This window comes from Dermacoccus sp. Tok2021 (assembly GCF_019895135.1).
GTDB lineage: Bacteria > Actinomycetota > Actinomycetes > Actinomycetales > Dermatophilaceae > Dermacoccus > Dermacoccus abyssi.
The window spans coordinates 45,822-72,037 of record NZ_JAGTHU010000010.1 but is presented as its reverse complement, the minus strand read 5'-3'; the positions used below and the strand labels follow the sequence as shown (position 1 = coordinate 72,037).

The following is a 26,216-nucleotide window of genomic DNA, read 5'->3' as shown; positions in this document are numbered from 1 at the left end:
CTCAGATCACATCCGGAAAACGCCGTAGGAAACATCGTCGAGCGGGGCCTGGGCGCACGCGCCGAGGGCCAGGCCGACGATGTCGCGCGTGTCGGCCGGGTCGATGACGCCGTCGTCCCACAGGCGCGCGGTGGAGTAGTAGGGGTTGCCCTGGTCTTCGTACTGCTGACGGATGGGCTCCTTGAAGGCGTCGGCGTCCTCGTCGCTCCACGGCGTGCCGGCCGCTTCGAGCTGGTCGCCACGAACCGTCGCGAGCACCGACGCCGCCTGCTCGCCGCCCATGACGGAGATGCGGGCGTTCGGCCACATGAAGAGGAAACGCGGCGAGTACGCGCGACCGCACATCGAGTAGTTGCCCGCGCCGTACGAGCCGCCGATGACGACGGTGAGCTTGGGCACGCGGGCGCACGCGACGGCGGTGACCATCTTCGCGCCGTGCTTCGCGATGCCGCCGGCCTCGTACTCGCGCCCGACCATGAAGCCGGTGATGTTCTGCAGGAACAGCAGCGGCGTCTTCCGCTTGTCGGCGAGTTCGATGAAGTGCGCGCCCTTCTGGGCGCTCTCGCCGAAGAGAACACCGTTGTTCGCGATGATCGCGACGGGGTGGCCGTGGATGTGAGCGAAGCCCGTGACGAGCGTCTTGCCGTACTCGGCCTTGAACTCGTGGAACTCGCCGTCGTCGACGATGGTGTCGATGACGTCGTGCACGTCGTAGGGCGTGCGCAGGTCGACCGGCACGACGTCGTAGAGGCGCTCCTGGTCGTGCTTCGCCGGGCGCGGCTCCACCATGCGCCACGGAACCTCGGCCTTCGGGCCCAGGGTGCGCACGATGCTGCGCACGCGACGCAGCGCGTCGTGGTCGTCGTCGGCGAGGTGGTCGGTGACGCCGGAGGTCTTGGAGTGCAGATCGCCACCGCCGAGATCCTCGGCCGTGACCACTTCACCCGTGGCAGCCTTCACGAGCGGTGGACCGCCGAGGAAGATCGTGCCCTGATTGCGCACGATGACCGTCTCGTCGCTCATCGCCGGAACGTAGGCACCACCGGCGGTGCACGATCCCATGACGGAGGCGATCTGCGGGATGCCCTTCGCCGAGAGGGTGGCCTGGTTGTAGAAGATGCGGCCGAAGTGCTCGCGGTCGGGGAACACCTCGTCCTGCTTGGGCAGGAACGCGCCGCCGGAGTCGACGAGGTAGATGCACGGCAGGTGGTTGTCGCGCGCGATCTCCTGCGCGCGCAGGTGCTTCTTCACCGTCATCGGGTAGTAGGTGCCGCCCTTGACGGTGGCGTCGTTCGCGACGATGACGCACTCGCGCCCCTCGACGCGGCCGATGCCGCCGATGACGCCGGCGCCGGGGCACTCGTCGTCGTACATGCCGTCGGCGGCGAGGGCGCCGATCTCGAGGAAGGGGCTGCCCGGGTCGAGGAGCGTTTCGACGCGGTCGCGCGGCAGCAGCTTGCCGCGGCTGACGTGACGCTCGCGGGCCTTGTCGCTGCCACCGCGGGCTGCGGTGCGGAGTTTGCCGTCGAGCTCCTCGAGCAGGCGCCGGTGCTCTGCTCGGTTCGCGGCGTGATCGAGGGCCATGCGTTCGCTCCCCGGTGTCGGTGGGTCGGAAGGCGGTCGGGGCGAGTGACGTCACGTCGCATCCGTGCGCGCCGTTGAGCACGTCGTGACGTGGGTCACTCGCGAACTCAGTTAATCACAATTAACTGAAATGTGTGGGACTCCGCGCGAGTGTCGACTCGACGGGCATGCGAAACGGCCCCGAACCGTGAGGGTTCGGGGCCGTCCGGGGGTGGGCTTCAGGGTGTGATGCCGAAGCCGCCGCTGCTGCCGCCAGAACTATGCGTGCCGTAGTAACTGATGCTGCTTCCCTCGCCTTGGCGGGTGCTCGCCGGCCCCGTGCCGCCACCTGGTCCGAAGTGGACGGTGACGGGGTGATCCTCTTCGAGGAAGCGCTGTTCGGCGTGGTTGCCGAAGCCGTCTGGGCTGGAGCGAATCGTGCGGCGCTTGCGGTCCTTGTTCCATGCGAGCGCGAGTGTGATCACGATGGCGGCGATGACGATCGACCAGAACACCATGGTGTGTGCCTTTCCTCGTGTCCGGTACCACGACCGGCTCTTGAGGGGAGCGTAACGCCGTCGCGATCGGGGCGGAACGGTTCGAGTGGTCACGGTTTTGTGTCGCCACGTGCGCGTTGTCGAGGCTCGGAGCCGCGCGGCGACGCGGTGCGAGGAAGGCCGCCGCTCGTGGAGCTGTCGCTCCGACCCCGTCCAGCAGCATCGGTAGAACATGGTGTGATGCCCGCGTGGACATCGACATTCGCGAAGAGACTGCGGCAGACGCTCCCGCCGTGCGGCAACTCGTCGCCGAGGCGTTCGCGGCGGCCGAGCACAGCGCCCCGCCCGTCGAGGCCGACGGAGCGCCGGGGGAGGCCACTCTCGTCGGCTGGCTGCGTGAAAGCGACGCGTACGAGTCTCGTTTCGCGCTCGTGGCGAGCAGCGGCGACGCCCCCGTGGGCTATGCCGTGGCGACCTGGGGCGACGTCGACGGAGTGGCCGCGCTCGGCATCGGCCCGATCGCAGTGACCCCGACGTTCCAAGGGCGCGGCGTGGGCGCGGCCCTCGTCCGCGAACTCCTACGCCGCGCGACGGAGGGCGGTGAGCGGGTCGTCGTCCTGCTGGGCGATCCCGGCTACTACGCCCGGTTCGGGTTCGTCCCGGCCTCGCACTTCGGCATCGCCGCCGACCCTGCATGGGGCGCATACTTCCAGGCGTGCGCCCTCGGCGACGAAGCCGACGTTCCGAGCGGCACGTACACCTACGCGGAGCCTTTCGCCCGTCTCGGGTGAGGACCGCGGAGGGCGGGTTGGGCCGAGGGTGCCCGTGACGGCCAGACCAGCTTCGGTCAATGTGCCTCGATCATCGTGATTGCGACGCGGTCACCCACCCGGAGGGCGCCTGGGGGACTGGCAATTTCTCGCCGTACGCGAACGTCCACCGACCCCGTGTCCGTCTCTCGTCGCCGACAGTCTTCTCCTCGTGCATCTCGGTGAGGCGAGCCTCTGTGCGCGCGTAAACGCGAACCGGTCGTATGCGCTCAGGGTGGTCGGTCGCTTGCCGCCTCGTCAGGGTGACGCTGCTGTCGTCGGTGGCCGTGACGACGAACTCCTCCGTTGACCGTTGGCCCTGCGGAGGTGAGCAGGCGTCGGAGACTGTGGCGAAGGCGACCACGTGATCGGGGTCGCGCAAGGGCTTGCCCTCTCGTTCCAGGACGAGGAGTTCGTCGTCACGTTGGACGAACGCCTTCTTGTGTGAGCAGTCGACGTATGTCACGAGCGTGGTGTCCTGCGAGAGAGCATCGTCGCGATACATCTTCGTTGTCGTGACGGTCCCGGCCCGCCGGGCAGCCGCCGCGTCGAGCCGATCGAGTTGGTCCACGGTGAACACATCCCCCTTGCGCACCTTGCTCAGGTCCAAAAGCCGGCCTGCGACGCCCGGGCCGGACGATGCGTGTGCTGACAGCCTCGTCGATCCCTCGGTGGGAGTGTGCCCCTTGGGGGCTCGCGGCTGCCCGTCGCTGCTCGCGGCGGCGCAACTCGTCAGGGCGAGGGTCGTCGCCACGAGTTGGACCGTGCGGGCCGCCGCTGTTCTCTTGCTCGTCGCCGTTGACGATCGATGTGTCAGGGCCGTGGTCCGCCGCCTTCCGTGCGCTCGCGTGCTTCGTGAAACAACCTCTGCGCGCCCCCGCAACAGCGTTCGGCGCCCCTGGGCGCGCGCTGGAGTGTGCACGGTTCACCTGTCTTTTCGGTTAACTGTGCTTAACTGAAATCTCCAGCGACCGAGAGCGAGACGGTTATGACGGCGACCGACGCGGCGGCGGACACGCGCACCGCCCGCGAACGCGGCAAGGCCGAGCGTCGTCAGCAGATCCTCGACGCCGCGGCCGAACTCATCGCCGACCGCGGCCTCGCCGGCGTCCGGCTCGAAGACCTCGGAAAGGCCGTCGGCATCAGTGGCCCGGCGGTCTACCGACACTTCGCCAACAAGGAAGCCGTTCTCGAGGAGCTCCTTGTCGGCATCAGTGAGTACCTCCTCACCCACGGCTCTGCGGTCGTCGAGGCGGCACCAACTCCGCAGGCCGCGCTCGAATCGCTCGTCGACTTCCACATCGACTTCTCCTTGACGAAGCCCGCACTCATCCGGGTGCAGGGGCGCGATCTCGCGAGCCTCGACGCCGACGCCCGCCACACGGTGCGTCAGCTGCAGCGCCGCTATGTCGAGATCTGGGTGCGCGTTCTGTGCGATCTCGACCCCGAACTCTCCGTCGAGAGCGCACGCATCAAAGCGCACGCCGGGTTCGGCGCCCTCAACTCGACACCGCATTCCAGTGGCCGCACGACCCCCCTCGCCGCGGCTCAGGGGGAGCGTACCCGCGGCGTCCTGCGTCAGATGGCGCTCGCCGCGCTCACGCCGTCGCGCTGAGACAGCAGAAGAATTTCGGTTAATAGCCATTAACTGAACCCTTGTGATGTGGTTCACTGGCCGGACCGACCTGTGACCCCAGTCACCGCGCGCGCGGCCCGGACGCCGCGCCGATAGGGAGCTGACGATGACCGAAACGCTGGACGCCGCACTCAGTCACACGCGCGGTGAGACGGACACTCCGCTGATCGAGCAGACGATCGGCGACAACCTCGACGCCACCGTCGAGACCTACGCCGATCACGAGGCGCTCGTCGACATCGAGAGTGGCCGGCGCTGGACCTACGGCGAGTTCCTCGCCGATGTCGAGACGCTCGCGGCGGGCCTGCTCGAAGCCGGCGTCGAGAAGGGCGATCGAGTCGGCATCTGGGCGCCCAACTGCCCCGAATGGACCCTGACGCAGTACGCCACCGCGAAGATCGGCGCCGTCCTCGTCAACATCAACCCGGCCTACCGCAGCCACGAACTCAAGTACGTGCTCGAGCAGGCGGGCATCTCCACGCTCATCTCGATGCCGAACTTCAAGACGAGCAACTACGCGCGCATCATCGAGCAGGTCAAGGACGAGTGCGAGCAGTTGGCGCGCATCGTCTTCATCGGTGAGCGGGCCTGGGACGAACTGTTCGCCGCCGGACGCGACGCGGGGGAGCGCGGCGTCGCGGCCGTTCGCGAGATCCAGGCCGGTCTCGACAACGGCGAGGCCATCAACATCCAGTACACGAGCGGCACGACGGGCTTCCCCAAGGGCGCGACGCTGAGTCACCGCAACATCCTCAACAACGGCTTCTTCGTCGGCGAGCTGTGCAGCTACACAGCCGACGACCGCGTCTGCATCCCGGTGCCCTTCTACCACTGCTTCGGCATGGTCATGGGCAATCTCGCGTGCACGACGCACGGCGCCGCCATGATCATCCCCGCGCCCGGTTTCGACCCCGTCATCTCCCTGCGAACCGTCGAGGCCGAGCGCTGCACGAGCCTCTACGGTGTCCCGACGATGTTCATCGCCGAACTCGCCCTCGACAACTTCGACGAGTTCGACCTCACGAGCCTGCGCACCGGCATCATGGCCGGCTCGCCGTGCCCGGAGCACACGATGCGCCAGGTGATGGAGAAGTTGCACATGGAGGAGGTCTCCATCTGTTACGGCATGACGGAGACCTCACCGGTGTCGCTGCAGACGCGCAAGAACGACACCGTCGCGCAGCGCACGCAGACGGTCGGCCGCGTCGGCCCGCACCTCGAGGTGAGCATCGTCGACCCCGTGACCAACGAGGTCGTCGGCCGCGGCGAGCCCGGCGAGCTGTGCACCAAGGGCTACTCGGTGATGCTCGGTTACTGGGAGGCCGACGACAAGACGGCCGGGGCGATCGTCGACGGCTGGATGCACACCGGCGACCTCGGCGTCATGGACGAGGACGGCTACGTCGCCATCACCGGGCGCATCAAGGACATGGTGATCCGCGGCGGCGAGAACATCTACCCGCGTGAGATCGAGGAGTTCCTCTACAACCACCCGGACATCGTCGACGCGCAGGTCATCGGCGTGCCCGACGAGCGCTTCGGCGAGGAACTCATGGCGTGCGTGCGCCTGCGGGACGGCGCCGAGGAGCTCACAGCGGAGTCGCTACGCGAGTACTGCAGCGGCAAGCTCGCCCACTACAAGGTGCCGCGCTACGTACGTGTCATGGACGAGTTCCCCATGACGGTGACGGGCAAGATCCGCAAGATCGAGCTGCGCGAGCAGGCCTCGGAGTACATGAAGTGACGCCGGTCGCCGGCGCGCGAGCAGCCCTTGGGTTCGCTCGCGCGCCGGCATCCGCTAGGTTCGCCGCGTGCAGATCGTCCTCGTTCACCCGCAGATCGCGCCCAACACGGGCAACGTCATCCGGCTTGCGGCGAACGTCGGGGCGAGCCTGCACCTCGTCGAGCCGCTGGGCTTCTCGATGGACCACCGTCTCCTGCGCCGCGGCGGGCTCGATTACCACGAGCTGACGGAGGTGCACGTTCATGCCGACCTCGATTCAGCCCGCGAGGCGTGCCCGGGCCGGTGGTTGGCGCTGACCTCCCGTGGCGCTCGTCGGTATGACGAGGTTGACTACCGCAGCGACGACGTTCTCGTCTTCGGCTGTGAGGCAACCGGTTTGCCTGACGAAGTGCTCGCTACCTTCGCTACGGACGAGCGTGTGCACCTGCCGATGGCGCCGGGTAACCGAAGCCTCAACCTCGCAAATGCCGTCGCCGTCGTCGCCTACGAGGCGTGGCGTCACCTCGGCTTCGGGGGAGCGGGCGGGGCGGCGACGAGCATCGAGGCGATTGCGGCGCAGCCCCTCGACTGAGGCTGTCACGACTCGCGTCGCCCACCCCGGCGAGTGGTTGTGAACGCCGGTGGCGCCCGGCAGGATTGGCGCATGGCCGACTCGATGCCCCTGCCCCGCGCACCCAAGGTGCTCGCCATCGTCCAAGCCGGCGGAAAGGGCTCCCGCATGGGAGCGCTCACCGCCGACCGCGCGAAGCCGGCTCTGCCTTTCGGAGGTACTCACCAACTCATCGACATCACCCTGTCGAACGTCGCCAACTCGGGCATCGGCTCGGTGTGGGTTTCAGTGCAGTACCAGGCCGGTTCACTCGACGAGCACCTCCAGCACGGGCGGCCGTGGGATCTCGACCGCAACGTCGGCGGCTTCCGGCGCGTCGTGCCCGACGAGGTCGACGCCGTGCGCACCGGTGGCTTCGCAGCGGGTAACGCGGACGACCTCTACCGCATCCGCCGGGAGATCGAGCGCGAGGACGCCGACGTCGTCGTTGTCCTGAGCGCCGACCAGATCTTCGCCCTCGACCTGCGCGACGTCATCGCGGCTCACCTCGAGACCGGGGCCGCCTGCACCATCGTCACCACGCAGGTGTCGCGCTCGCAGGCCTCCGACAAGGCCGTCGTCATCACGGACGCCACCGGCAAGGTGACGCGCGTCGAGGAGAAGCCCGAGAACCCGGAGAGCACGACCATCTCGGCGGAGATCTTCGTCTACGAGAAGGACGCCTTCCTCTCGGGCCTCGACAAGGCCGAGAAGGCCACCCGCCCTGACGACGGGAAGGGTGACGACGCCGTCGACGAGACGGGCCTCGGTGACTTCGCGGAGCACCTGCTGCCGCAGATCATCGCGGACGGCCTGGTGCGCACGTACCCGCTCGAGGGGTACTGGAAGGACATGGGGCGACCGGAGTTGTACCTCGCGGCACACCGTGACCTCGTGCGCGGCGTCGTGCGTGTCTTCGACGACGTCGACTGGCCGATGCGGACGCTCGCGACGAACAGGGGCGCGGCGCGGGTCCGTGCGGGGGCCGTGGTCGAGGAGAGCGTCATCTCGCCCGGATGCGACATCGCGGGAACGGTGCGGGGTTCGACGCTCGGCCCCGGCGTCGTCGTGCGCGAAGGTGCCGTGGTCGAGGACAGCGTCATCTTCGACGCGTGCGTCATCGAGCGCGAGGCCGTGGTCAGCACGTCCATCCTCGATGCGAACGTCGCCGTTCGCGCGGGCGTTCGCGTGGGAACGTCGAGCGCCGGTAAGCGAGCCCACGACGACGCGATCGCCGTAGTGGGGCACGACAGTGTGGTGCGATCCGATGTCGTGGCAGGGAGCCAGATCGACCCGGGAAGCACCGTCGCCTGAGGCGCTGACATTGCCGCTCACCTGTGGACAACGACGCCTGCGCAGCGTTGTCCACAGGCCCGAAGGCTGCTCTCGGCAGCGACGAGCCGCCTCGCTCTAGCGTCGGACCATGACGTTCCTCGACGACACCCAGATCCAGGAGGGCGGCGCCGACTTCATTGTGTTCGGTGTGCTCTTCCTTGCCCCCGTCGTGCTGTTCGGCGGCCTGACGCTCTGGCTCATCACGTCACATGCTGCGATGACGAGCCTGCGCAAACGGCCGAGGCTTCTCGTCGACACGTTCGACGGGTGGCGCCGCTGGCGCACGCTCGTCTGGGCACTGCCGGTGCTGGGCCCGCTCGTCTACTTCGTCGCCTGGGTGTCTCGTCGCTCGCAACTGATGCCCGAGCAGTTCGAGGCAGCGCGTGAGCCGTTCCCGGAGATGCCGCCGATCCGCGGTTTCGTGCCGCCAACACCGATGCAGCCGCCGCCGGGGCACCTCCCGCGCCCTGGCTCCGTTCCACCGGCACCGAACGACCCGTGGCAGCCGCCCAGCGACGGCGGCCGGCTCAGGTGAACAGGAAGTCGATCGCGTCGGGCCGTGTGAGGCGCTGTTCGTACTCGCCGACGCCCCCGGGCCACAGGGTGCGGTTCTCTCCGTCGTCATCGAGGTACCAGGACGTGCAGCCGCCTTGGCGCCACACGGATCGTTCGCTGCGCTCGCGCATCTCGCGGGTGAAGGCGGGCACGAGTTCGGGCCGCACCTCGACCGATGACGCTCCGCGGCGGTCGCGCTCGTCGAGCAACCGCATGACGTGGGCGATCTGCGCTTCGACCATGAGCAGAACGCTCGTGTGACCGAGGCCGGTGTTCGGTCCGAGCAGCATGAAGAGGTTGGGGAAGCCCGCCATCGTCACGCCGAGGTAGGACTCGACGCCGCTCTGCCACTCCTCGGCGAACGAACGACCGTCACGTCCGGCGATCTGCAGGTGCGCGTAGGAACCCTTGGGGTCGAAGCCGGTGGCGAGCACGAGCGCGTCGAGCTCGTGGACGGTGCCCTCCTCGGTGACGACGCCGTCGGGCATGACGGCGACGATCGGCTCGGTGACGACGCTGACGTCCTCGCGCACGAGAGCGGGGTAGTAGGTGTCGGAGAGGACGACGCGCTTGCACCCCATTGTGTAATCGGGGGTGAGTTTGCGGCGCAGGTCCGGGTCCTTCACCTGGTTCTTGAGGTGTCGTGACGCTTCGCGCGAGGCGATCTCGAGCAGCTTGGGGTGGCTGTCGAACGCGACGGCGCGCAGATCGTTCTTTCGGCGTAACGCCTCACGGTGAACGCGCATGAGGGCGGGGTGGCGGCGGAAACGGTCGATCGTCGCGTCGGAGTACTCGTCGTTGTTCTGCGGCATGATCCACGGGGCGCTGCGCTGGAAGACGGTGAGGTGCTCGGCGTCCTCGGCGAGCGGCGGGATGCACTGCACGGCAGACGCGCCGGTGCCGATGATGCCGACGCGGCGGCCGAACATCGACGTCTCCTGCGGCCATGACGCGGTGTGGATGAGTTCGCCGCCGAAGGTGTGCAGACCGTCGATGAGCGGGATGTGCGGCATGTGCAGTGCTCCGACGCCGAGCACGAGGGCGCGGGCCGTGACGACGGAGACGGAGCCGTCGCTTCCCATCGAGGTGACCTGCCACGTGCCGGAGGCGTCGTCGTAGGCCGCGGCCTGCATCCACGAGTCGAACCGCACGTGCTCACGCAGGCCGTGCTTCTCGACGACCGAAAGCAGGTAGTCCTGGATGACGTCGCCGCTCGAGTACGTGTGTGACCAGTACGGGTTGAGGTCGAAGCTGAACGAGTACAGGTGGCTGGGCACGTCGCAGGCGACGCCGGGGTAGCGGTTCTCGCGCCACGTGCCGCCGATCTCGTCACCCTTCTCGAGGATGACGAAGCTGCGTCCGGCGGCCTTCAGCGCAACGGCCATGCCGATGCCGGAGAACCCGCTTCCGACGACGACGACGTCCACTTCGGCCACTGCACTCACGCATTCCAACCTAACGGTCTGTGCGCGCCGGGGACGGTACCGACACTGCCCGGTGGCCGCCCGATGTGTGCGGCGTCAGTCGAGATCGACGATGACAGGCGCGTGGTCGCTCGCGCCCTTGCCCTTGCGCTCGTCACGGTCGATCTGCGCGCCCTCGACGCGTTCGGCGAGCGCGGGGGAGCACAGGGCGAAGTCGATGCGCATGCCCTGCTTCTTCGGGAAGCGGAGCTGCGTGTAGTCCCAGTACGTGTAGGTGCCCGGGCCGGGGGTGAAGGGGCGCACGACGTCGCTGAAACCTGCGTCGATCATGGCCTGGAACGCGTCCCGCTCGGGCGGTGTGACGTGGGTCTTGCCTTCGAAGAAGCCCATGTCCCACACGTCCTCGTCGGTGGGGGCGATGTTCCAGTCGCCCATGAGCGCGATCTGGGCCAACGGGTCCTCGGCGAGCCACTTCGCACCGTCGAGTCGGAGCCGTTCGAGCCACTCGAGTTTGTAGGAGTAGTGCGGGTGGTCGATCTCGCGGCCGTTGGGCACGTAGAGCGACCAGGTGCGCACGCCGCCGCAGGTCGCGCCGATGGCGCGGGCCTCGGCCGCGATCGGGTCACCGAAACCCGGCATGTCCTCGAAGCCGATCGAGATGTCCTCGAGCCCGACGCGGGAGGCGATGGCGACGCCGTTCCACTGGTTGAGGCCGTGGTGGGCCACCTCGTAGCCGGCCTCTTCGAAGCGCGCCATGGGGAACTGCTCGTCCTTGCACTTCGTCTCCTGCATGGCGAGCACGTCGACGTCGTGACGCTCGAGGAAGGCGACGACGCGGTCGACGCGGGTGCGGATGGAGTTGACGTTCCATGTGGCGATTCGCATGCCCCAACCCTAGAACGCGCCGCCGACAACCCCCGAAAAGCAGGTGTCCTACATGTACTCCGTCCCATCCGCCCCATCGACCGTGACGGGGAGGCTCTCCTGGAAGTAGGTGAGGGGATGCGCGGCGAACGCTCCCTTTCGGGGATCCCGGATGCGCACTGGGCGGTTGTGGATCCACGGGCCGTACACGTGCTCCCCACCTCGATCGGGGTGTCGATCCAGGGGCGGTTCTTGCAAGAGGTGTCGCCAAGCAATCAGTGTTGCCCAGGCGTCCTGTGGGGTGAAGGGGCACAAGGGAATGTCGGCCCAAACGGTGAGTTGCCACGAGCGAGCTGGGTTCGGGGTCAGATACATGTCACCGACTCCTGCGCAACGCACCTGATGGGGAGATCGGCGGATGGCCGCAAGGCAGTCCGTCACCTTTGCCGCCTCGACGACGAAGGTGGACAGGGAGATGTCCGTGACGCCAATAATGAGCAGTGCTCCCGTCGGAGACTTGTGCGGCTGGTAGTCCCCGAGGCCGTCAAGGTCCGTCACTTGGTCTGGCATCTTCCCTCCGGGTGGTTTCCTCGGCTTCCTCCCCGCCGCCCAAGGGCCTCGATCCAAGGTGGGTAGCGGCGGGCATGCCGCTCAATGACCTTTCATGTGATCTGCGTCATGTGCGAAGTCTGGGGTTCCGGATGACCCGAATTGACCCGTTGCGCTCGCCTCTCGCATGTCAGAGTGAAGCCATGACAACAGCACTCGTCACGGGAGCCAGCGCCGGGATCGGCCGGGAATTCTGCGAACAGCTCGCCTCACGTGGGCACGACCTCGTCGTCGTGGCCCGACGGGCCGAGCGGCTCGAGGAGATCAAGGCCGAGATCGAAGCCCGCCACGGCGTGAAGGTCGAGGTGCTCGCAGCCGACCTCGCCGTCGCGGACGACCTGCGCCGCGTCGCCGAGCGCGTGGGTCGGCGTGACGAACCCGTCGACGTCCTCGTCAACAACGCAGGCTTCGGCGTGAAGACCTCGTTCCTCGACACTCCGGTCGAGAAGGAGATCGAGTCGGTCGACGTCATGGTCAAGGCCGTCGTCGTGCTCACCCATGCCGCGGCGGGCGCGATGGTCGAGCGTCGACATGGCACCGTCATCAACGTGTCGTCGGTCGCGAGCTTCATGGCGAGCGGCACGTACTCGGCCGCCAAGTCGTACGTCACCGTGTTCAGCGAGTCCATCGCGGCGCAGCTGCACGGCACGGGTGTCACCGTCACCGCGCTGTGCCCCGGCTTCACACACACGGAGTTCCACGAGCGCGGCGAGATCCCCGTCGACAAGACCAGCCCGCTGGCCAAGCGGCTGTGGCTCGACGTCGACCGGCTCGTGCGCGACGGTCTCGCCGACGTCGACGCGGGCAAGGTCGTCTCCGTACCCGGCCGCCAGTACAAGGCCATCACCGGCCTGCTGCGCGTCGTGCCGCGCCCGCTCGTGCGCAGCCCGCGTCTGAGCAACCGCCACCGCCCTCGCGAGTGACGTTTCCTAGAATCGCTGCCATGACGAACATCGACGCCGATCGCGCCGCGCTGCTGCAGCTCATCAAGGACCAGGCCATCGTCCACGGAAGGGTGACGCTGAGCTCCGGCAAGGAGGCCGACTACTACGTCGACCTGCGCCGTATCTCACTCTCCGGCGAGGCCGCGCCTCTCGTCGGTCGCGTCATGCGCGACCTGACGTCCGACTTCGACTACGTCGCCGTCGGTGGCCTGACGCTCGGCGCCGACCCGGTCGCCACGTCGATGCTCCACGCCGCGGCCGCCGCAGGTGAGCGTGTCGACGCGTTCGTCGTCCGCAAGGCGGGCAAGGCACACGGTCTTCAGCAGCGCATCGAAGGCCCGTCGATCAAGGGTCGTCGCGTGCTCGTCGTCGAGGACACGACGACGACCGGCGCGTCGCCACTCGAAGCCGTTGCCGCGTGCCGCGAGGAAGGCGCCGAGGTCGTCGGCGTCGCCACGATCGCCGACCGCGCCACCGGCTCCAAGGAGAAGATCGAGGCCGAGGGCCTCACCTACGTCAGCGCGTTCTCGATGGAGGACCTCGGCCTCGCCTGATCGCGTCGCTGAACGCCACACCCCGGATGGCGGGTTTGGCTGAAGATGGAGGCAACGCCCGTTGCACTTTCAGCCACACCCGCCATCTTCGTGCCCGCCGGGGCAACCCACGCCGGGCACAATGGCCGAATGGCCATCCTCATCGATCCCCCGCGCTGGCCCGCGTGGGGCACGATCTTCAGCCACCTCGTCTCCGATTCGTCGCTCGAGGAACTGCACGAGTTCGCCGCAGCCAACGGTGTGCCGCTCGCGGCCTTCGATCACGACCACTACGACGTACCTGAGCGCATGTACGCCGCTCTCGTGGCCGCCGGAGCCGAGGCGGTGCGCGAGACGGAACTCATCCGTCGCCTCATCAAGGGCGGGATCCGGGTGCGCGCCACCGAGCGCACCCCGAAGCGCAAGGCTGCGACGACGCGGGCGCGCGACGCATGGCCGAAGCTCCTGCCCGGCGCGCCGCAGGTCGGCGCCGACCTCATCGAGCGCTGGAGCGAGCCGCACCGGCACTACCACGACGTGCGTCACCTCGTCGGGACGCTCGACGCCCTCGCCCGCCTCGGTTGCGACGATCGCAGCGTCCTGCTCGCCGCCTGGTTCCACGACGCGGTGTACGACGGCGCCCCGGGCCAGGACGAGGAGGCGTCCGCTCAGCTCGCCCGCGAGCAGCTCACGCCGCTCCTTCCCGCCGACGAGGTCGCGGAGGTCGAGCGACTCGTGCGTCTCACGATCACCCACGACCCGGCCGACGGCGACGAGCGCGGAGCGCTCCTGAGTGACGCCGATCTCGCCGTCCTCGGCGCCAATGCCGGGCGCTACGACGTCTACGCCCGCGACGTGCGCCTCGACTTCGACCACCTCGACGACGCCACGTTCCGCGCCGGTCGCATCGAGGTTCTCGAAGGCCTCCTACGCGCGAAGCGGCTGTTCCGCACGGAACTCGGTCACGACCTCTGGGAGGACGCCGCCCGCGCGAACCTCGAGCGGGAACTGGCTTCGTTGCACCGCTACAGCGCCTGAAGGGTTGTCAGACACGGCCACACGGTCGCTCAAGAACGGGCGGAATGGCGAGGAAGGATCCGATCTGCGGAACGCTCGGAATCGCCGCGCCCACCTCGTCTAGCGTCGAAGGCCCATTCGAGGCGGTGAGCCGCCCGACGCGACGAAGGAGTGATGGCCATGGCGGGCAAGGTCGTCCTCGTCGGCGGTGGGCCGGGTGCGCTCGATCTCCTCACGCTGCGCGCGGTTCGCGAGCTGGAGCGCGCCGACGTCATCGTCGCCGATCGGCTCGGTCCGCGTGACGAACTGGGCAGCCTCGACCTCTCGGCGCGCATCATCGACGTCGGCAAGTCGCCGCACCATCACCCCGTGCCGCAAGACGAGATCAACGCGACCCTGGTGCGCGAGGCGCGGGCCGGCCGGTACGTCGTGCGCCTCAAGGGCGGCGACCCCTATCTGCTCGGCCGCGGTGGCGAGGAGTACCTCCACTGTCGGGCACACGACATCGAGGTCGACGTCGTTCCGGGCGTGACGAGCGCGGTCTCTGCGCCGCTCGCCGGCGGAATCCCCGTGACGCACCGGGGTGTGTCGGCAGGCGTACTCGTCTTGTCCGGTCACGACGACCTGTCACTCCCGGCCCTGGCCGCATGGCCCCACACCATCGTCGTCCTCATGGGGATGGGGCGTCTCGCGGAGCTTGCTGCGGGGCTCGTCGACGCGGGCAAGAGCCCCGCGACGCCTGCGGGCGTCGTGCACCGGGCGTGGACGCCGGCTCAACGCGTCGTCAAGGCAACGCTCGCCGACATCGCCGCACGCTGCGCCGAGGGCGGTATCGGTAACCCGAGTGTCATCGTCATCGGTGACGTCGTCGACGCGCTCGGTGACGAGCAGATCGCAGCCCTCAGCCACAACATCGAAGGGGAGCGCCCATGACGCAGGATCTTGCCGGACGCCGCATCGTCCTCACCGCCCAGCGCCGGGCCGAGGAATTCGCCGGAGCACTCGAACGACGTGGCGCTGAGGTGATCCACGCGCCGACCATGTCGCACGTCCCTCACGTTGACGATGCCGAACTCAACGCTCGGACAGGGGAACTCGTCGACAAGAAGCCTGAGCTCGTCGTTGTCACGACGGCGATCGGTTTTCGCGGGTGGCTCGAGGCAGCCGAGGCGGCCGGGCAACGCGAAGCGCTCGTCGAAGCTCTCGCAGGCGCTCGCATCCTCACCCGCGGACCCAAGGCCCGCGGTGCCGTTCAGGGCGCCGGGCTCGAGGTCTCCTGGAGTGCCGAAAGTGAAACAGCAGACGAGGTGAAGCGTCATCTGGCGACCCTCGATCTGCGCGGCACGCGTGTAGCCGTGCAGCACCACGGCGCAGGGTCCGACGGCGTCGACGAGCAACTGCGCGACTCGGGCGCCGACGTCGTCTCGCTCGTCGTCTACCGCTGGGGCCCGGCTCCCGACCCGCAGGCCGTCGAGCGTGCCGTCCACCTCGTCGCGCGCGGCGGGGTGGACGCCATTGCCTTCACGGCAGCCCCCGGCGCGGATGCCTTCTTCACCGCAGCGCACCTCGCCGGGTTTCGGGACGAGGTCGTCGCCGCACTGCGGGAGGGGCGTGTCCGCGCGGCCGCCGTGGGCGACACGACGGCCGCGCCACTGCGTGCCTACGGCATCGAACCGCTCGTACCGGAGCGCTTCCGCCTGGGAGCGCTCGTCAAACTCGTCATCGCCGAACTCGGTCGGGACGCCTCGTGACGCCCAACCCGAGCGCCGGCGAAGCAGTAACGCCGGCGAGCAGGGCATCGACCCGACGCGCCGTCGTCCTCGTCGCCCACGGGACGGCGAACGAACGGGGCCGGCAGGTCGTTCTCGACCTCGTCACCGCCGTGCAGAACCGACGGCCGGAACTCGATGTCACCGACGCCTACGTCGACGTGCAGGAGCCACGCGTCGCCGACGTTGTCGCTCAACTCGCCCCCCGCTACGACGAGGTCGTCGTCGTGCCGCTGCTCTTCTGCGGCGGGTACCACGTCCGTGTCGACGTGGGGAAGGCCGTCGATGCGTGGCCGAACGCCCGCTCGACCGGCGCCCTGGGTCCGTCGCGCCGAATCGCCGACCTGCTCGTCCAACGCCTGACCGAGGCAGGCGTCGAGCGCCGGGATCCTGTTGTCATGGCCGCCGCCGGTTCCAGCCGGCTCGAGGCCGCGGCCGACGCCCGCGCTCAGGCGCGCCTGCTCGCCGAGGCGTGGGGTGCCGAGGTCGATGTCGCGTTCGGTTCGGCCGGCACGCCCGCAGTGCCCGACGCGGTCAACGCCAACCGCGACCGGCCCGGTGCTCGCGTCGCCGTCGCCTCGCTCCTGCTCGGGGAGGGCCACTTCTCCGAGAAGCTGCGCCGATCGGGTGCTGACATCGTCACCGAGCCGCTGGGCGCCGCCCCCGAGGTGGTCGAGCAGATCCTCGCGCGTCTCTACGAGGCCTGAGCCTGCAGCCGAGCAGCACGCCCTACGATCGTCGCCATGAAGCATCCCGCCGCCGTTCCCCTTCTGGCCGTGGCCGCCGTCCTGTTCTGGGCGTGGTCGATCTACGGTTTCGTCGCCGGTGTGCTCAACGGCTACGGCGACGGATCGGGCGGTAACGCCGGCCGTCTGGGCGCCGCCGCAGGCGTCCTCATGACGGGTCTGGTCGCGCTCGCGGCGACGATCTACCTCGTCAAAGCGCTCAAGGTGCGCCGCGGTCGGTGAACCGGGCCGCCCCGCACAGCGTGATCGGTGCGCACTGTTCGGCTAGGGTCGAACCAACCAAGCTGATACTCCGGCACACACGTTCAATTGGAGCCTTGTCATGACGTGGGTCATCATCCTTCTTCTCATCATCGTCGCGCTCGCCGTGGCTGCCGTTGTCATGTACAACGGCCTCGTCAAGCAGCGCAACACGGTGCAGGAGGCGTGGCACCAGATCGATGTCGAACTGACGCGCCGCCACGACCTCATCCCGAACCTCGTCGAGACGGTCAAGGGCTACGCGCAGCACGAGGCCAAGACGCTCGACGACGTCATCCGCGCTCGCGGCGCTGCCGTCAACACGCACGGTTCGCCCGACCACGCCGCTGACGCGGCCGCTGCGGAAGGCGAGCTGACGCAGGCCCTCGGTCGCCTCATCTCGGTCTCCGAGGCCTACCCGGACCTCAAGGCCAACCAGAACTACCAGCAGCTCATGGGCGAGCTGTCGGCCACCGAGGACCGCATCGCCTCCGCGCGTCGCTACTACAACGCCTGCGTGCGTGACCTGAACTCGAAGGTCGACTCGATCCCGACGAAGTTCATGGCCGGCCCCGCCGGTGTGACGAAGGCCGAGTACTACGAGGCCGACGAGGCCACGAAGGGCGCGCCGCAGGTCAACATGACGAACGCGGAGGCTCCGTCGGTGCAGTTCGACGCCCCGCAGAGCCAGCAGCGTCCGTACAACGAGCAGCCGCAGCTGCCGCCGTCGCAGATGCCGTACCCGACGCAGGGTGGCCAGTCGAACACGTTCCAGGCTCCTGGTCAGCAGGGCTACGGGGTGGAGTACCCCGAGCAGCGCAAGTGATCCGATCCCGACGACGCCCCGAATCGCAGCAGCGGTTCGGGGCGTCGCCCGTTTCCGCTTCCCGGCTGCGGATGATGAGTCGGACGAGCGAGGCCGAGGCCCAGCAGGCGGCCTCCGACGACCCGATGAAGTACCTGTGGGCCACCGAGGGTGCCTTCCGGATGCTCACCCTCGCGTATTCGCTCTTCATCCACACGGGCGCCGTCGATCACTACACGCGCCCGCACCTCGCGACGGCGCTCATCGCCGTGCAGTGCATCTGGTCGGGTGTCGTGGCCCTCGCGCTGTTCGCACGCCCGCGGTGGCGTTCCTGGCTCGTCGCGGGCGACATCGTCGTGACGCTCGGACTCATGTACGCGACGTGGATCGTCGCCGACGCGAGCTGGTGGGACCACAACCAGAGTCTGCCGACGACGATGTGGGCCACGAACGCCGTGCTGGCCGCCGGCATGCAGTGGGGCGTGACGGCGGGCTTCCTCGCCGGCGTCGGTGTTTCCCTCGCAAGCCTTCACATCGGCGACGATCTGTCGTGGATGGTGCGTTCGCCGACGATGCCGATTCTCGTGAGTTCCGGCATCGCAGCCGGTGTCGGGGGTGTCGGTGCGCGACGCTCACACGCTCAACTCGTCGCCGCTCTCGAGCTGCGTGCCCGTGCGGCCGAGCGAGAGCGGCTCGCGCGAGAGGTGCACGACGGCGTGCTCCAGGTGCTCGCGCTCATGGGGCGTAAGGGCCCGTCGTTCGGTGCGGAGGGCGCGGCCCTCGCGCAGTTGGCCACCGAACAGGAACGGGCGCTGCGCACCCTCATCGCCGACGTCGACGAAGCGCCGATCGCAGCGGCTCGAACGACCTCCGAGCCGTCCGGCGGATCGATGGACGATGCACCGCTCGACTTACGCCGTGAGCTCCTCGCACTGGCTGGTGACCGTGTTCGCGTCTCGGCAGGTTCGTCGCCCGTGCTCCTCGACGCCGCTCGAGCTGGGGAGTTGCTCGCCGCGACGAAGCAGGCGCTCGCCAACACCGAACGTCACGCGGGGGAGCACGCCACGGCCTTCGTCCTCCTCGAAGACCTCGACGACGAGGTGACGCTCACCGTCCGCGACGACGGCCCCGGCATTCCCGACGGCCGCCTCGCCGAAGCCAAGGCGCAAGGCCGCATGGGGGTAAGCCGGTCGATCGTCGGACGCGTCGAGTCGATCGGGGGCCGGGCGTATCTCGAGGCAGCACCGGGGGAGGGCGTCGAGTGGGAGTTCACGCTGCCGCGTTGAGTCACCTTGCCGAGGGCCAGCGCGAGAGGATGGGCACATGACTTCCGACGGTGCCGCCCCCACCACGCGACTCATGGTGGTCGACGACCACCCGATGTGGCGCGACGCCGTCGCGCGTGACCTGCGCGAGCACGGCTACGACGTCGTCGCGACGGCCGGCTCCGTGCGTGAGGCTGTGGATCGTGCCAAGGCAACCTCGCCCGACCTCGTCCTCATGGACATGAACCTGCCCGACGGCAACGGCACCGATGCCACGACGGCCATTCGCGCGGTTTTCGACGACGTCAAGATCCTCGTGCTGTCTGCGTCGTCCGAGCGCACGGACGTGCTCGACGCCGTCCGGGCCGGAGCGTCCGGCTACCTCCTCAAGAGCGCCGGCGCCGAGGAACTGCTCACGGCCGTCCACGACACGGCGCAGGGACGCGCCGTTTTCACCCCGGAACTGGCCGGCCTCGTCCTCGCCGAACTGCGCGGACGCGAGCGCGAGGAAAGCCCCGATCCCACTGCCGTGCTCACACCCCGCGAGACGGAGGTGCTGCGCATGGTCGCCAAGGGCCTGGCATCGAAGCAGATCGCCACCCGCCTCGGCCTGAGCCACCGCACCGTCGACAACCACATCGCCTCGACGCTGCGGAAGCTGCAACTGGGCAACCGCGTCGAGCTCGCCCGTTTCGCGCTGGAGAACGGGCTCGACTGACGCTGCTGTTCACTCGGGTGAGCGTGCACAGATCACCCAGGCCACCTGAGTAGCACTACTCAGGCCCGCGAGTCCCGTCGTCGCGAGGCTTGAGGCATGAACACACAGCAGCCGTACGGCACCCCCCAGGCCCCCCGTCCCGACCACCCCACGTCCTTCCCACCGCCGCAGCCCATGAACGTTGCGGCGGCGCCGTCACGTCCGTCGCACACCGAGTACCCGCAGCACGCGCAGACCCTCATCAGCAACAACGCGGACGCTGCCGCACGCGGAAGCCAGGGTCCGTGGAGCGGCCCGATCCCGCCTCAGGGCGCTCAGCAGTACGTCCCGCCGTTCCAGGGCGGCCACTCCGGCGGTCCGATGTCCCCCGGCGGTCCCGGTGGCGCCGGCTTCGCCGGCCGGCCGCCCTACGATCAGACGCCGACTCCTCCGGCCCCGCGTGAGCCGCGCTTCAGCCGCGAGCAGATGGTGGCCGCGCTTCTCGCGGCCGCCGGTATCGCAGTGACGCTCATCGGCGTCGTCCTTCTGCTCGCAATGGCCGCTCGTGAGGGCTTCCTCACCCCGCCGGTCCGTGTCGGTGGAGGCGCCGTTCTCGTCGGTGCCCTCGCCGCTGCCGCGCAGTGGGTTCGGCCCCGTCCGGGAGGTCGCATCGGTTCCGTCGCTCTCCTCACGACTGCGGTCGCCGGAGCCTTCTTCGACGTCGTCGCCGTGACGCGCATCTACGACTGGATCCCGCTCACGGCCGGCCTCGGTCTCGCGCTCGTCGTCGCAGCGGCAGCTAGCTTCCAGGCTCTGCGCTGGGACGAGAAGTGGCTCTTCATCGCTGTGACGATCGGCGTCGCGGCGCTTGCGCCCTACCTCACGGGCGGCATCACGGCGACGTTGGTCGGATTCCTCGCCGTGCTCCAGATCGCCGGTGCCATTCCCGAGATCACCAAGGGCTGGGACGAAACGGCGCTCGCCCGCACGATCCCCGTGTCGTTCGCCGGCATGTTCTGGGTGGCGCTCGAGGCGTCATCGACCCGCACGCTCGTCTTCGGTGCGTCGACGATCGCGGCCGTCGGCCTGCTCACCGCGGTTCAGGCCGGTCTCACGCGTCGTGACGCCATCGGCGCTCCGGTGGCACTGGCCGCCTCGTGGATTCCGCTGTGGGTCTTCGCCGGCTTCGAAACCGGAATGCGTTCGGCCCTCGTCGCCTCGATCATGGCCGTCGTGGCGCTCGGCGGCTTCGCCGTCCTGCGGACGAGCGGTTCCACCGTTCGGATCGCGACGCTCGTGCTCGCCGGTGTCAGCGCCGTCATCGCCGGTGTCTCTGCCGCCCAGGCCGACTGGTTCGCGATGCCGTTCCTCGTCATTGCCGTCGTGCTCATGGCCGTGCACGCTCGCGTTCCCGGCCCGATCGTCGCAGGTGGCGCCGTCATCGCGTTCTTCCTCGGATTCATGGCGCAGGGGACGGTCACCGCGTACGTGGACTTCTTCTACCGCAGCCGCGTCACCGACATGACGATGCAGACGCTCGTCACCGGGCTGATGTTCGTTGCCTTCGCAGCACTCACGGTTCCCGCCGTGCGTGGACGCAAGCTCGACGCCACGTATGCCCAGTTCCTGCTCGTCGTCGGCGGTTTCGCCGGGATCGTCGGCACGGCCATGACGATGCTGAGCGTCTTCGGTAAGACACCGACGGGCTTCTTCCTCGTGCACCTCGCCATCACGGTGATGTCACTGGCGCTCGCGGCCCTCGTCCTCACGTCCGGTCTGAGCCGGCCGCGTCACCTGACGGCGTCGATGGGCTGGGGTCTGGCGCTCGTCGGCTGCGCGCTCGTGAAGCTGTTCATCTTCGACCTGCAGTACATGGGCTCGATGACGAAGGCTTTCACCTTCATGGCCGCGGGCCTCGTTCTTCTCGCCGCGGGTACGAAGTACGCCCGGATCTACGGCGAGGCAGCCGCCGAGCGCAAGCGCGGCGAGCAGGCCGGACCGCAGGAGTTCGGCCCTCACGCACCGGCGTCGTTCTGAGAAAGGAGCCGTGCGGCGCAGCCGGTGCGCGAAGGGCGGGTGAGGTGGCCAGGGGGCTCCTCACCCGCCCTTCGTCATGTCGGGCGGCGTCGTTCGTCAGTTGGCGACGGCGAAAGCCTTGCCCGAGGAACTCGTGCACGACGAGGCGCGCTTGCCGTTGAACTCGCCGGTGGAGCACTGGTACTTCTCACCCTTGTACTCGACCGATTCGTTGGCGGCCTGGTCGCTCTTGCCACCGAACGCGTTCCACACGCCCTTCGCGTCGTCGCAGCTCATGCCGATGACGGAGGTCGTGGCTTCCTTGCCGTCGACAGAGATCTTGCAGTCGCCACCGGCCTGCGACTGCATCGACTCGAGACTCTTGGACGCCGAGGCCAGCTGGTCGTCGGCGTTGGCACTCGTGTCGCCGCCGGCACTCGTGGCCGCGGAACTCGCGCTGGAGGCGGCCTTGCTGGCTGTCGTCGCGGCGTCCTTCGCCTTCTCCTTGTCGTCCGACGAACAGCCGGTGACAGCGAGCATGCCGATCAGGGCCGTGGCTGCCAGAGCGGAGCGTGTGTTCTTCATCGAGATCTCCCCCCTCGTGGTGTCGTGAGTGTTTTGATCATGGCATCCACAGGGGTGAGCGCGGGGGAAACACCGCATGACATCGCGGGTAGCGTGAAGCGCATGTCCGACCTGTTCTGCCCGGCCCGCTTCTTCGTCGCGCGTCACGGTGACGCTGCCTACGAGACTCCGCGCGGTGTCATCACGGAGGCCGGCGGGTGGCTCACGCCGCTGGGCCTTTCGCAGGCGCGGGAGCTGGGGGAGAGCCTGCGGACCGAGAACATCGCGACGGTGGTGTGCTCCAACGTCGCCCGGGCGCAGGAGACGGCCCGCGTCGCCGCCGAGATGCTGGGCGTCGACTGGACGAGCCTGCCCGGCTTCGAGGAGTACCGCGTCGGGGAGCTCGTCGGTCAGCGGTTCGGTGACGCCGGCATGCAGCGCGTGCTCGCCGCCTGGATGGACGGTGACCTCGACGCCGCCTTTCCCGGAGGGGAATCGGGCCTCGACGTGGTGAACCGGTACCGAGAAGCCTTGCGGGACCTCGCCGATCAGTACCGCGGCGAGAGCGTGCTCGTCATCAGCCACGGCGGCGTGATGTCGCTCGCGCTACCGCGTCTGTCGGCGAACGTGCGCAACGACCTCGCGCGGCGTCAGTACATTCCGAACGCCGTGCCCGCCGAGGTGCTCGTCGACGCCGACAGCTTCCGCATCGAGCACTGGCCCGGGAAGGCGGACAAGAGCGTCATCTGACGCTGCCACTGCACGGTAAAGGCGGGTTGGCGCAGGGCCTTTAGGACCCGAGCTGTCCGGCCCATCCGCGCGGGAGGTCGAGCCAGGTGGCCATCGTCGCGAGTTCTCGCTCCAGGGCGCCGGCCGCTTCCGGGTGGCGCGTGAGCGCACCCGGCTCCCAGTGCACCGCGTGGGCTCGGAGGACGCCGTTGGCCCGGTCCGCCTTGAGGTCGACACGGGCCACGAGGTGCTCGCCGAAGAGGAACGGCAGCACGTAGTAGCCGTACTGACGCTTCTCGGCGGGTGTGTAGATCTCGAGCCGGTAGCGGAAGTTCCACAGCGCCTCGGTACGTTCGCGCTGCCACACGAGCGAGTCGAACGGCGACAGGAGCGCCTCTGCCTCGACGCGCCGCGGAGTTTTCGCATCGACGTGGCGCCACGCCGGCTTGTCGAAGCACTCGACGTCGACGGGCTCGAGTTCGCCGGCGCGCACGAGATGGTCGATGGCCGGCACGACCTGTGCCGTTTTGAGTCGGAAGTAGTCGCGCAGGCACAACACCGTGCCCACGCCGTGCGCGATCGCGCTGCGGCGCACGAGGTCGACGACGTCGTCGAAGAAGTCGACGTCGTCGCCGGCCGGCGGGGCGAGAAGCGGTTCGGGGGAGAAGAAATCCTCCGCGACGGCGCTCGTGGCGATCTCACGGGGTAGGACGCGCTCGAGGCTCGCGTACCGGCGCTCGAACTGACGGGTGCGCCCTGCCGACGTGATGCGCCCGGCCCAGAACAGGTGCTCCAGCGCAGCCTTGATGAGGGACCAGTTCCAGCCCCAGTGCTCGCGCGAGAGTTCCTCGTCGTGCGCGAGTTCCGCCTCGATCGTCTTCGCCGTGGCGGGAGCGTGCGTCGTCACGTACTCGTAGACGCGCTCCACGAGCTCCGGGTGGTCCGCCGCGACGCGACGCATGCCGCCCCACGCGTCGGAGTGAGCGCGCGCCATGCGGTGACGCAGCAGCGGCCACACCTGCGGGGAGACGAGGCTGGCCTCGTGCGCCCAGTACTCGACGAGACGGCGCGGCGCGCGATCGCGCAGAGCGTCAAGGGCGGCCGGGTCGTAGGGACCGAGACGGCTGAAGAACGGCAGGTAGTGGCTGCGCGTGAGCACGTTGACGCTGTCGATCTGCACGACCTGAAGTCGCGCCGCGGTCGCGCTCAGGTGGCGGGTGGTGACCTCGTCAGGACGCGGGCGCGCGAAGCCCTGCGCCGCGAGGGCGATGCGACGAGCCTGGGAGGCACTGATGCGACGCGGCGAACTCATGCCCGGAGCCTAGCGGCGACCACCGACACCGGTCGTCACGGCAGAAAATGCGCCGCGGGGCATCGTGGGGTGCGGCGGGCGTTTCTATTACCGCGCCCCGCGTCGGTACCGTGAACGCATGGACGAGGTGAGGCGCCACGCGCGCAAGAACATGATCCGCGGCGCCGTGATGCTGTGGATCGTCGCACCGCTCTTCATCGGTGGCGGCATCGCGCTCATCACCAACCTCGCGAACGACGGCCACCGGGGCGCCCTCGTCATCACCGGCGTCGTCATCTGGGCGATCCTCTCGCTCATCGTTCTGCTCGGCGGGTTCGGCTCCCTCCTCATCGGTGTCTTCCTGTGGTGGAAGGCGCGCCAGGAGCGTCCGGTCGTGACGACGAACGTGTCGCGCTCGGAGCGCGACGAGGTGCTGCGAGACCTTCGCGGCGGAGCGCGCAGCGCGGAACCCACGCCGCCGGCGGACGATTCGCTGGAGCCCGGCGCGCGCCGGTAAACTTCGCAAGTTATGTGCACGCGGGGGTGCGGGACGGCTCGTCGTCCGGCACCCGGCAATTCGAACGAGGTGTGACGTGCCGGTCGGCAAGGTCAGGTTCTTCAACGCCGAAAAGGGTTTCGGCTTCGTCTCCGGCGACGACGGCGACGACGTCTTCCTGCCCGCGAGCGCGCTCCCAGCGGGCGTCACCCAGCTGCGTGGCGGCACGCGCGTCGAGTACAGCGTCGCCCAGGGCCGCAAGGGCGCTCAGGCCATGCACGTCGAGGTGCTCGAGAAGATGCCCTCCATCGCCGAGCGCAAGCGCAAGCCCGCCGAGCAGATGAGCGTTATCGTCGAAGACGTGATCCGTCTGCTCGACGACCTGTCCTCCGGTCTGCAGAAGGGGCGCTACCCCGACCGGTCCCATTCGAACAAGATCGCGGCGGTGCTGCGCGCCGTTGCCGACGACCTCGAGGTCTGAGACCCATGACTGAACCCGCAGTGGCCGAACCGGAGCGCGTCGAGGACTTCGCCGCCGACGCCGAGGTGACCGCACCGACGTCCGAGGCACCTCGTGCGACGCGCGCTCGCCGCGCCAAGGCCGTCAAGCACGACGCCGTTCTCGCGAGCGAGGCGGCGCAGAAGCTCGCGCTCGAGGCCGTCACCGCCATCGCCGATCCGGGCGCCGTCGGCGAGCATGTCGACTTCGTCATGGACGCGGAGCGTCTCGGAACGCACTACTTCGCGAGCAACGCCAAGGGCTACCCCGACTGGCGCTGGGCCGTCACGGTGGCCCGTGCGCCGCGCGCCAAGGTGGCCACGGTCTGCGAGACCAACCTCATGCCGTCCGCGACGTCGGTGCTCGCGCCCGAGTGGGTGCCGTGGGCCGACCGCCTCGCGCCGGGCGACCTCAGCGCTGGTGACGTCCTTCCCTACAAGGAGGACGACCCGCGCCTCGAGGCAGGCTTCGAGGCCACCGGTGACGAGGACGTCGACCAGGTCGCCTTCTTCGAGCTCGGCCTCGGCCGCAAGCGCGTGCTCTCGGCCGAGGGCCGTGACGAAGCGGCGCAGCGTTGGTACGACGGCGATCACGGCCCGAGCGCCGAGGTGGCCCGCAAGGCCCCCGCGCAGTGTGGTTCGTGCGGCTACTTCGTGCCGATGGCGGGCGTGCTGCGTCAGCAGTTCGGCGTCTGCGCCAACGACTGGTCGCCCGCCGACGGCAAGGTCGTTGCGCTCGACTTCGGCTGCGGTGCGCACTCCGAGGTGGAGATGCAAGCCCCCGAGGCCCACGACCACCAGGACGCTCCGGTGCTCGACGAGTTCGACGCCGACCTCGAGGTCGAGAACGCCGAGACCGACACCTCGGCTGCGACGAGCGACAAGGCGAACGAGAGCGAGTCGCCGCAGGCCTGAGCCCGCCTCGTGGCATCGAGGGAGGATTTCTTCCCTTGTGGTGCCCAAGGCCGTCGCCTACGCACA

The 26,216-nt window shown here is 68.8% G+C and carries 28 protein-coding genes; 21 read left to right on the top strand and 7 right to left on the bottom strand.

Annotated elements, in window-relative coordinates; all coding sequences use genetic code 11:
* Positions 1 to 6: 6 nt before the first annotated feature.
* Both K9D12_RS07530 and K9D12_RS07525 read right to left on the bottom strand, forming a co-directional pair.
* Positions 7 to 1,584: a carboxyl transferase domain-containing protein gene (locus tag K9D12_RS07530; RefSeq protein ID WP_129664153.1), complete on the bottom strand. Its 1,578-nt coding sequence runs from the start codon at positions 1,582 to 1,584 to the stop codon at positions 7 to 9.
* A 218-nt stretch (positions 1,585 to 1,802) separates the two neighbouring features.
* Positions 1,803 to 2,081 (bottom strand): hypothetical protein, encoded by a 279-nt coding sequence (locus K9D12_RS07525; protein ID WP_129664155.1) that lies wholly within the window; start codon positions 2,079 to 2,081, stop codon positions 1,803 to 1,805.
* A gap of 227 nt (positions 2,082 to 2,308) precedes the next feature.
* Here K9D12_RS07525 and K9D12_RS07520 point away from each other — a divergent pair, with 227 nt between their 5' ends.
* Positions 2,309 to 2,851: a GNAT family N-acetyltransferase gene (locus K9D12_RS07520; protein ID WP_240730138.1), complete on the top strand. Its 543-nt coding sequence runs from the start codon at positions 2,309 to 2,311 to the stop codon at positions 2,849 to 2,851.
* Between the two features lie 70 nt (positions 2,852 to 2,921).
* On the opposite strand, the gene K9D12_RS07515 is transcribed toward K9D12_RS07520, so the two are convergent.
* The gene (locus K9D12_RS07515; protein WP_129664157.1) at positions 2,922 to 3,623 is read right to left on the bottom strand and encodes a hypothetical protein; all 702 of its coding nucleotides are present in this window, start codon (positions 3,621 to 3,623) and stop codon (positions 2,922 to 2,924) included.
* Positions 3,624 to 3,857: 234 nt separating this feature from the next.
* On the opposite strand from K9D12_RS07515, the gene K9D12_RS07510 reads away from it, so the two are divergent.
* The 5 genes from K9D12_RS07510 (at position 3,858) to K9D12_RS07490 (ending at position 8,708) form a co-directional block, all read left to right on the top strand.
* Positions 3,858 to 4,484, top strand: coding sequence for a TetR/AcrR family transcriptional regulator (locus K9D12_RS07510; RefSeq protein ID WP_129664159.1), 627 nt, complete (start codon positions 3,858 to 3,860; stop codon positions 4,482 to 4,484).
* A 127-nt stretch (positions 4,485 to 4,611) separates the two neighbouring features.
* Positions 4,612 to 6,249 carry an AMP-binding protein gene (locus K9D12_RS07505; protein WP_223059854.1) on the top strand — a complete coding sequence of 546 codons (1,638 nt, stop codon included), beginning with the start codon at positions 4,612 to 4,614 and terminating at the stop codon, positions 6,247 to 6,249.
* A 67-nt stretch (positions 6,250 to 6,316) separates the two neighbouring features.
* Positions 6,317 to 6,820 carry a tRNA (cytidine(34)-2'-O)-methyltransferase gene (locus K9D12_RS07500; RefSeq protein ID WP_223059853.1) on the top strand — a complete coding sequence of 168 codons (504 nt, stop codon included), beginning with the start codon at positions 6,317 to 6,319 and terminating at the stop codon, positions 6,818 to 6,820.
* Positions 6,821 to 6,892: 72 nt separating this feature from the next.
* Complete coding sequence (locus K9D12_RS07495; RefSeq protein WP_223059852.1) at positions 6,893 to 8,152, top strand: glucose-1-phosphate adenylyltransferase family protein; 1,260 nt, start codon at positions 6,893 to 6,895, stop codon at positions 8,150 to 8,152.
* A gap of 109 nt (positions 8,153 to 8,261) precedes the next feature.
* Positions 8,262 to 8,708, top strand: a complete 447-nt coding sequence (locus K9D12_RS07490; protein WP_223059851.1) for a hypothetical protein — start codon at positions 8,262 to 8,264, stop codon at positions 8,706 to 8,708.
* Here the strand turns inward: K9D12_RS07490 and K9D12_RS07485 are convergent.
* Both K9D12_RS07485 and K9D12_RS07480 read right to left on the bottom strand, forming a co-directional pair.
* The gene (locus tag K9D12_RS07485) at positions 8,701 to 10,173 is read right to left on the bottom strand and encodes an NAD(P)/FAD-dependent oxidoreductase (RefSeq protein WP_223059850.1); all 1,473 of its coding nucleotides are present in this window, start codon (positions 10,171 to 10,173) and stop codon (positions 8,701 to 8,703) included. The genes K9D12_RS07490 and K9D12_RS07485 overlap by 8 nt on opposite strands.
* Before the next feature lie 75 nt (positions 10,174 to 10,248).
* The gene (locus K9D12_RS07480; protein WP_047310470.1) at positions 10,249 to 11,037 is read right to left on the bottom strand and encodes an exodeoxyribonuclease III; all 789 of its coding nucleotides are present in this window, start codon (positions 11,035 to 11,037) and stop codon (positions 10,249 to 10,251) included.
* Between the two features lie 731 nt (positions 11,038 to 11,768).
* Here K9D12_RS07480 and K9D12_RS07475 point away from each other — a divergent pair.
* The 11 genes from K9D12_RS07475 (at position 11,769) to K9D12_RS07425 (ending at position 21,678) form a co-directional block, all read left to right on the top strand.
* The gene (locus tag K9D12_RS07475; RefSeq protein ID WP_223059849.1) at positions 11,769 to 12,548 is read left to right on the top strand and encodes an SDR family oxidoreductase; all 780 of its coding nucleotides are present in this window, start codon (positions 11,769 to 11,771) and stop codon (positions 12,546 to 12,548) included.
* A gap of 20 nt (positions 12,549 to 12,568) precedes the next feature.
* On the top strand, positions 12,569 to 13,123 hold the full coding sequence (pyrE, locus tag K9D12_RS07470; RefSeq protein ID WP_129664175.1) for an orotate phosphoribosyltransferase: 555 nt from the start codon (positions 12,569 to 12,571) through the stop codon (positions 13,121 to 13,123).
* A 129-nt stretch (positions 13,124 to 13,252) separates the two neighbouring features.
* Positions 13,253 to 14,140 carry a DUF4031 domain-containing protein gene (locus tag K9D12_RS07465; protein ID WP_223059848.1) on the top strand — a complete coding sequence of 296 codons (888 nt, stop codon included), beginning with the start codon at positions 13,253 to 13,255 and terminating at the stop codon, positions 14,138 to 14,140.
* A gap of 159 nt (positions 14,141 to 14,299) precedes the next feature.
* Positions 14,300 to 15,052 (top strand): uroporphyrinogen-III C-methyltransferase, encoded by a 753-nt coding sequence (gene cobA, locus K9D12_RS07460; protein ID WP_225911048.1) that lies wholly within the window; start codon positions 14,300 to 14,302, stop codon positions 15,050 to 15,052.
* Complete coding sequence (locus K9D12_RS07455) at positions 15,049 to 15,870, top strand: uroporphyrinogen-III synthase (protein ID WP_223059847.1); 822 nt, start codon at positions 15,049 to 15,051, stop codon at positions 15,868 to 15,870. Before cobA ends, K9D12_RS07455 begins: the two co-directional genes overlap by 4 nt.
* On the top strand, positions 15,867 to 16,595 hold the full coding sequence (locus tag K9D12_RS07450; RefSeq protein WP_223059846.1) for a CbiX/SirB N-terminal domain-containing protein: 729 nt from the start codon (positions 15,867 to 15,869) through the stop codon (positions 16,593 to 16,595). The genes K9D12_RS07455 and K9D12_RS07450 overlap by 4 nt, the downstream gene beginning before the upstream one ends.
* A gap of 36 nt (positions 16,596 to 16,631) precedes the next feature.
* On the top strand, positions 16,632 to 16,856 hold the full coding sequence (locus K9D12_RS07445) for a hypothetical protein (protein ID WP_047310459.1): 225 nt from the start codon (positions 16,632 to 16,634) through the stop codon (positions 16,854 to 16,856).
* 100 nt (positions 16,857 to 16,956) lie between these two features.
* Positions 16,957 to 17,700 carry a LemA family protein gene (locus K9D12_RS07440; protein ID WP_047310458.1) on the top strand — a complete coding sequence of 248 codons (744 nt, stop codon included), beginning with the start codon at positions 16,957 to 16,959 and terminating at the stop codon, positions 17,698 to 17,700.
* Positions 17,701 to 17,774: 74 nt separating this feature from the next.
* On the top strand, positions 17,775 to 18,965 hold the full coding sequence (macS, locus tag K9D12_RS07435; RefSeq protein ID WP_223059845.1) for a MacS family sensor histidine kinase: 1,191 nt from the start codon (positions 17,775 to 17,777) through the stop codon (positions 18,963 to 18,965).
* A gap of 37 nt (positions 18,966 to 19,002) precedes the next feature.
* Positions 19,003 to 19,662: a response regulator transcription factor gene (locus K9D12_RS07430; protein ID WP_223059844.1), complete on the top strand. Its 660-nt coding sequence runs from the start codon at positions 19,003 to 19,005 to the stop codon at positions 19,660 to 19,662.
* A 96-nt stretch (positions 19,663 to 19,758) separates the two neighbouring features.
* On the top strand, positions 19,759 to 21,678 hold the full coding sequence (locus K9D12_RS07425) for a hypothetical protein (RefSeq protein WP_223059843.1): 1,920 nt from the start codon (positions 19,759 to 19,761) through the stop codon (positions 21,676 to 21,678).
* Between the two features lie 96 nt (positions 21,679 to 21,774).
* Here K9D12_RS07425 and K9D12_RS07420 read toward each other — a convergent pair whose 3' ends face one another.
* Positions 21,775 to 22,242: a hypothetical protein gene (locus K9D12_RS07420; protein WP_223059842.1), complete on the bottom strand. Its 468-nt coding sequence runs from the start codon at positions 22,240 to 22,242 to the stop codon at positions 21,775 to 21,777.
* Between the two features lie 102 nt (positions 22,243 to 22,344).
* Here K9D12_RS07420 and K9D12_RS07415 point away from each other — a divergent pair, with 102 nt between their 5' ends.
* Positions 22,345 to 22,971, top strand: a complete 627-nt coding sequence (locus K9D12_RS07415) for a histidine phosphatase family protein (RefSeq protein ID WP_129664191.1) — start codon at positions 22,345 to 22,347, stop codon at positions 22,969 to 22,971.
* Between the two features lie 40 nt (positions 22,972 to 23,011).
* On the opposite strand, the gene K9D12_RS07410 is transcribed toward K9D12_RS07415, so the two are convergent.
* Positions 23,012 to 24,262: a winged helix-turn-helix domain-containing protein gene (locus K9D12_RS07410; RefSeq protein ID WP_223059841.1), complete on the bottom strand. Its 1,251-nt coding sequence runs from the start codon at positions 24,260 to 24,262 to the stop codon at positions 23,012 to 23,014.
* A gap of 118 nt (positions 24,263 to 24,380) precedes the next feature.
* On the opposite strand from K9D12_RS07410, the gene K9D12_RS07405 reads away from it, so the two are divergent.
* The 3 genes from K9D12_RS07405 to K9D12_RS07395 all read left to right on the top strand — a co-directional run bounded on the left by K9D12_RS07405 (position 24,381) and on the right by K9D12_RS07395 (position 26,150).
* Positions 24,381 to 24,758: a hypothetical protein gene (locus tag K9D12_RS07405; RefSeq protein WP_129664195.1), complete on the top strand. Its 378-nt coding sequence runs from the start codon at positions 24,381 to 24,383 to the stop codon at positions 24,756 to 24,758.
* A 76-nt stretch (positions 24,759 to 24,834) separates the two neighbouring features.
* The gene (locus K9D12_RS07400) at positions 24,835 to 25,218 is read left to right on the top strand and encodes a cold shock domain-containing protein (protein ID WP_223059840.1); all 384 of its coding nucleotides are present in this window, start codon (positions 24,835 to 24,837) and stop codon (positions 25,216 to 25,218) included.
* Between the two features lie 5 nt (positions 25,219 to 25,223).
* Entirely contained in the window at positions 25,224 to 26,150 is a 927-nt protein-coding gene (locus tag K9D12_RS07395; protein ID WP_118912294.1) for a DUF3027 domain-containing protein, read from the top strand.
* The last annotated feature ends 66 nt before the right edge of the window (positions 26,151 to 26,216 follow it).

Bases quoted from the DNA above. Each gene is read 5' to 3' on its own strand.
- K9D12_RS07490 (WP_223059851.1), top strand. From the start codon at position 8,262: ATGACGTTCCTCGACGACACCCAGATCCAGGAGGGCGGCGCCGACTTC.
- K9D12_RS07430 (WP_223059844.1), top strand. From the start codon at position 19,003: ATGACTTCCGACGGTGCCGCCCCCACCACGCGACTCATGGTGGTCGAC.
- K9D12_RS07510 (WP_129664159.1), top strand. From the start codon at position 3,858: ATGACGGCGACCGACGCGGCGGCGGACACGCGCACCGCCCGCGAACGC.
- K9D12_RS07480 (WP_047310470.1), bottom strand. From the start codon at position 11,037: ATGCGAATCGCCACATGGAACGTCAACTCCATCCGCACCCGCGTCGAC.
- K9D12_RS07440 (WP_047310458.1), top strand. From the start codon at position 16,957: ATGACGTGGGTCATCATCCTTCTTCTCATCATCGTCGCGCTCGCCGTG.
- K9D12_RS07495 (WP_223059852.1), top strand. From the start codon at position 6,893: ATGGCCGACTCGATGCCCCTGCCCCGCGCACCCAAGGTGCTCGCCATC.
- K9D12_RS07465 (WP_223059848.1), top strand. From the start codon at position 13,253: ATGGCCATCCTCATCGATCCCCCGCGCTGGCCCGCGTGGGGCACGATC.
- K9D12_RS07455 (WP_223059847.1), top strand. From the start codon at position 15,049: ATGACGCAGGATCTTGCCGGACGCCGCATCGTCCTCACCGCCCAGCGC.
- K9D12_RS07475 (WP_223059849.1), top strand. From the start codon at position 11,769: ATGACAACAGCACTCGTCACGGGAGCCAGCGCCGGGATCGGCCGGGAA.
- K9D12_RS07505 (WP_223059854.1), top strand. From the start codon at position 4,612: ATGACCGAAACGCTGGACGCCGCACTCAGTCACACGCGCGGTGAGACG.
- cobA (WP_225911048.1), top strand. From the start codon at position 14,300: ATGGCGGGCAAGGTCGTCCTCGTCGGCGGTGGGCCGGGTGCGCTCGAT.
- K9D12_RS07445 (WP_047310459.1), top strand. From the start codon at position 16,632: ATGAAGCATCCCGCCGCCGTTCCCCTTCTGGCCGTGGCCGCCGTCCTG.
- K9D12_RS07405 (WP_129664195.1), top strand. From the start codon at position 24,381: ATGGACGAGGTGAGGCGCCACGCGCGCAAGAACATGATCCGCGGCGCC.
- macS (WP_223059845.1), top strand. From the start codon at position 17,775: ATGAGTCGGACGAGCGAGGCCGAGGCCCAGCAGGCGGCCTCCGACGAC.
- K9D12_RS07530 (WP_129664153.1), bottom strand. From the start codon at position 1,584: ATGGCCCTCGATCACGCCGCGAACCGAGCAGAGCACCGGCGCCTGCTC.
- K9D12_RS07420 (WP_223059842.1), bottom strand. From the start codon at position 22,242: ATGAAGAACACACGCTCCGCTCTGGCAGCCACGGCCCTGATCGGCATG.
- K9D12_RS07415 (WP_129664191.1), top strand. From the start codon at position 22,345: ATGTCCGACCTGTTCTGCCCGGCCCGCTTCTTCGTCGCGCGTCACGGT.
- K9D12_RS07425 (WP_223059843.1), top strand. From the start codon at position 19,759: ATGAACACACAGCAGCCGTACGGCACCCCCCAGGCCCCCCGTCCCGAC.
- pyrE (WP_129664175.1), top strand. From the start codon at position 12,569: ATGACGAACATCGACGCCGATCGCGCCGCGCTGCTGCAGCTCATCAAG.
- K9D12_RS07525 (WP_129664155.1), bottom strand. From the start codon at position 2,081: ATGGTGTTCTGGTCGATCGTCATCGCCGCCATCGTGATCACACTCGCG.
- K9D12_RS07395 (WP_118912294.1), top strand. From the start codon at position 25,224: ATGACTGAACCCGCAGTGGCCGAACCGGAGCGCGTCGAGGACTTCGCC.
- K9D12_RS07410 (WP_223059841.1), bottom strand. From the start codon at position 24,262: ATGAGTTCGCCGCGTCGCATCAGTGCCTCCCAGGCTCGTCGCATCGCC.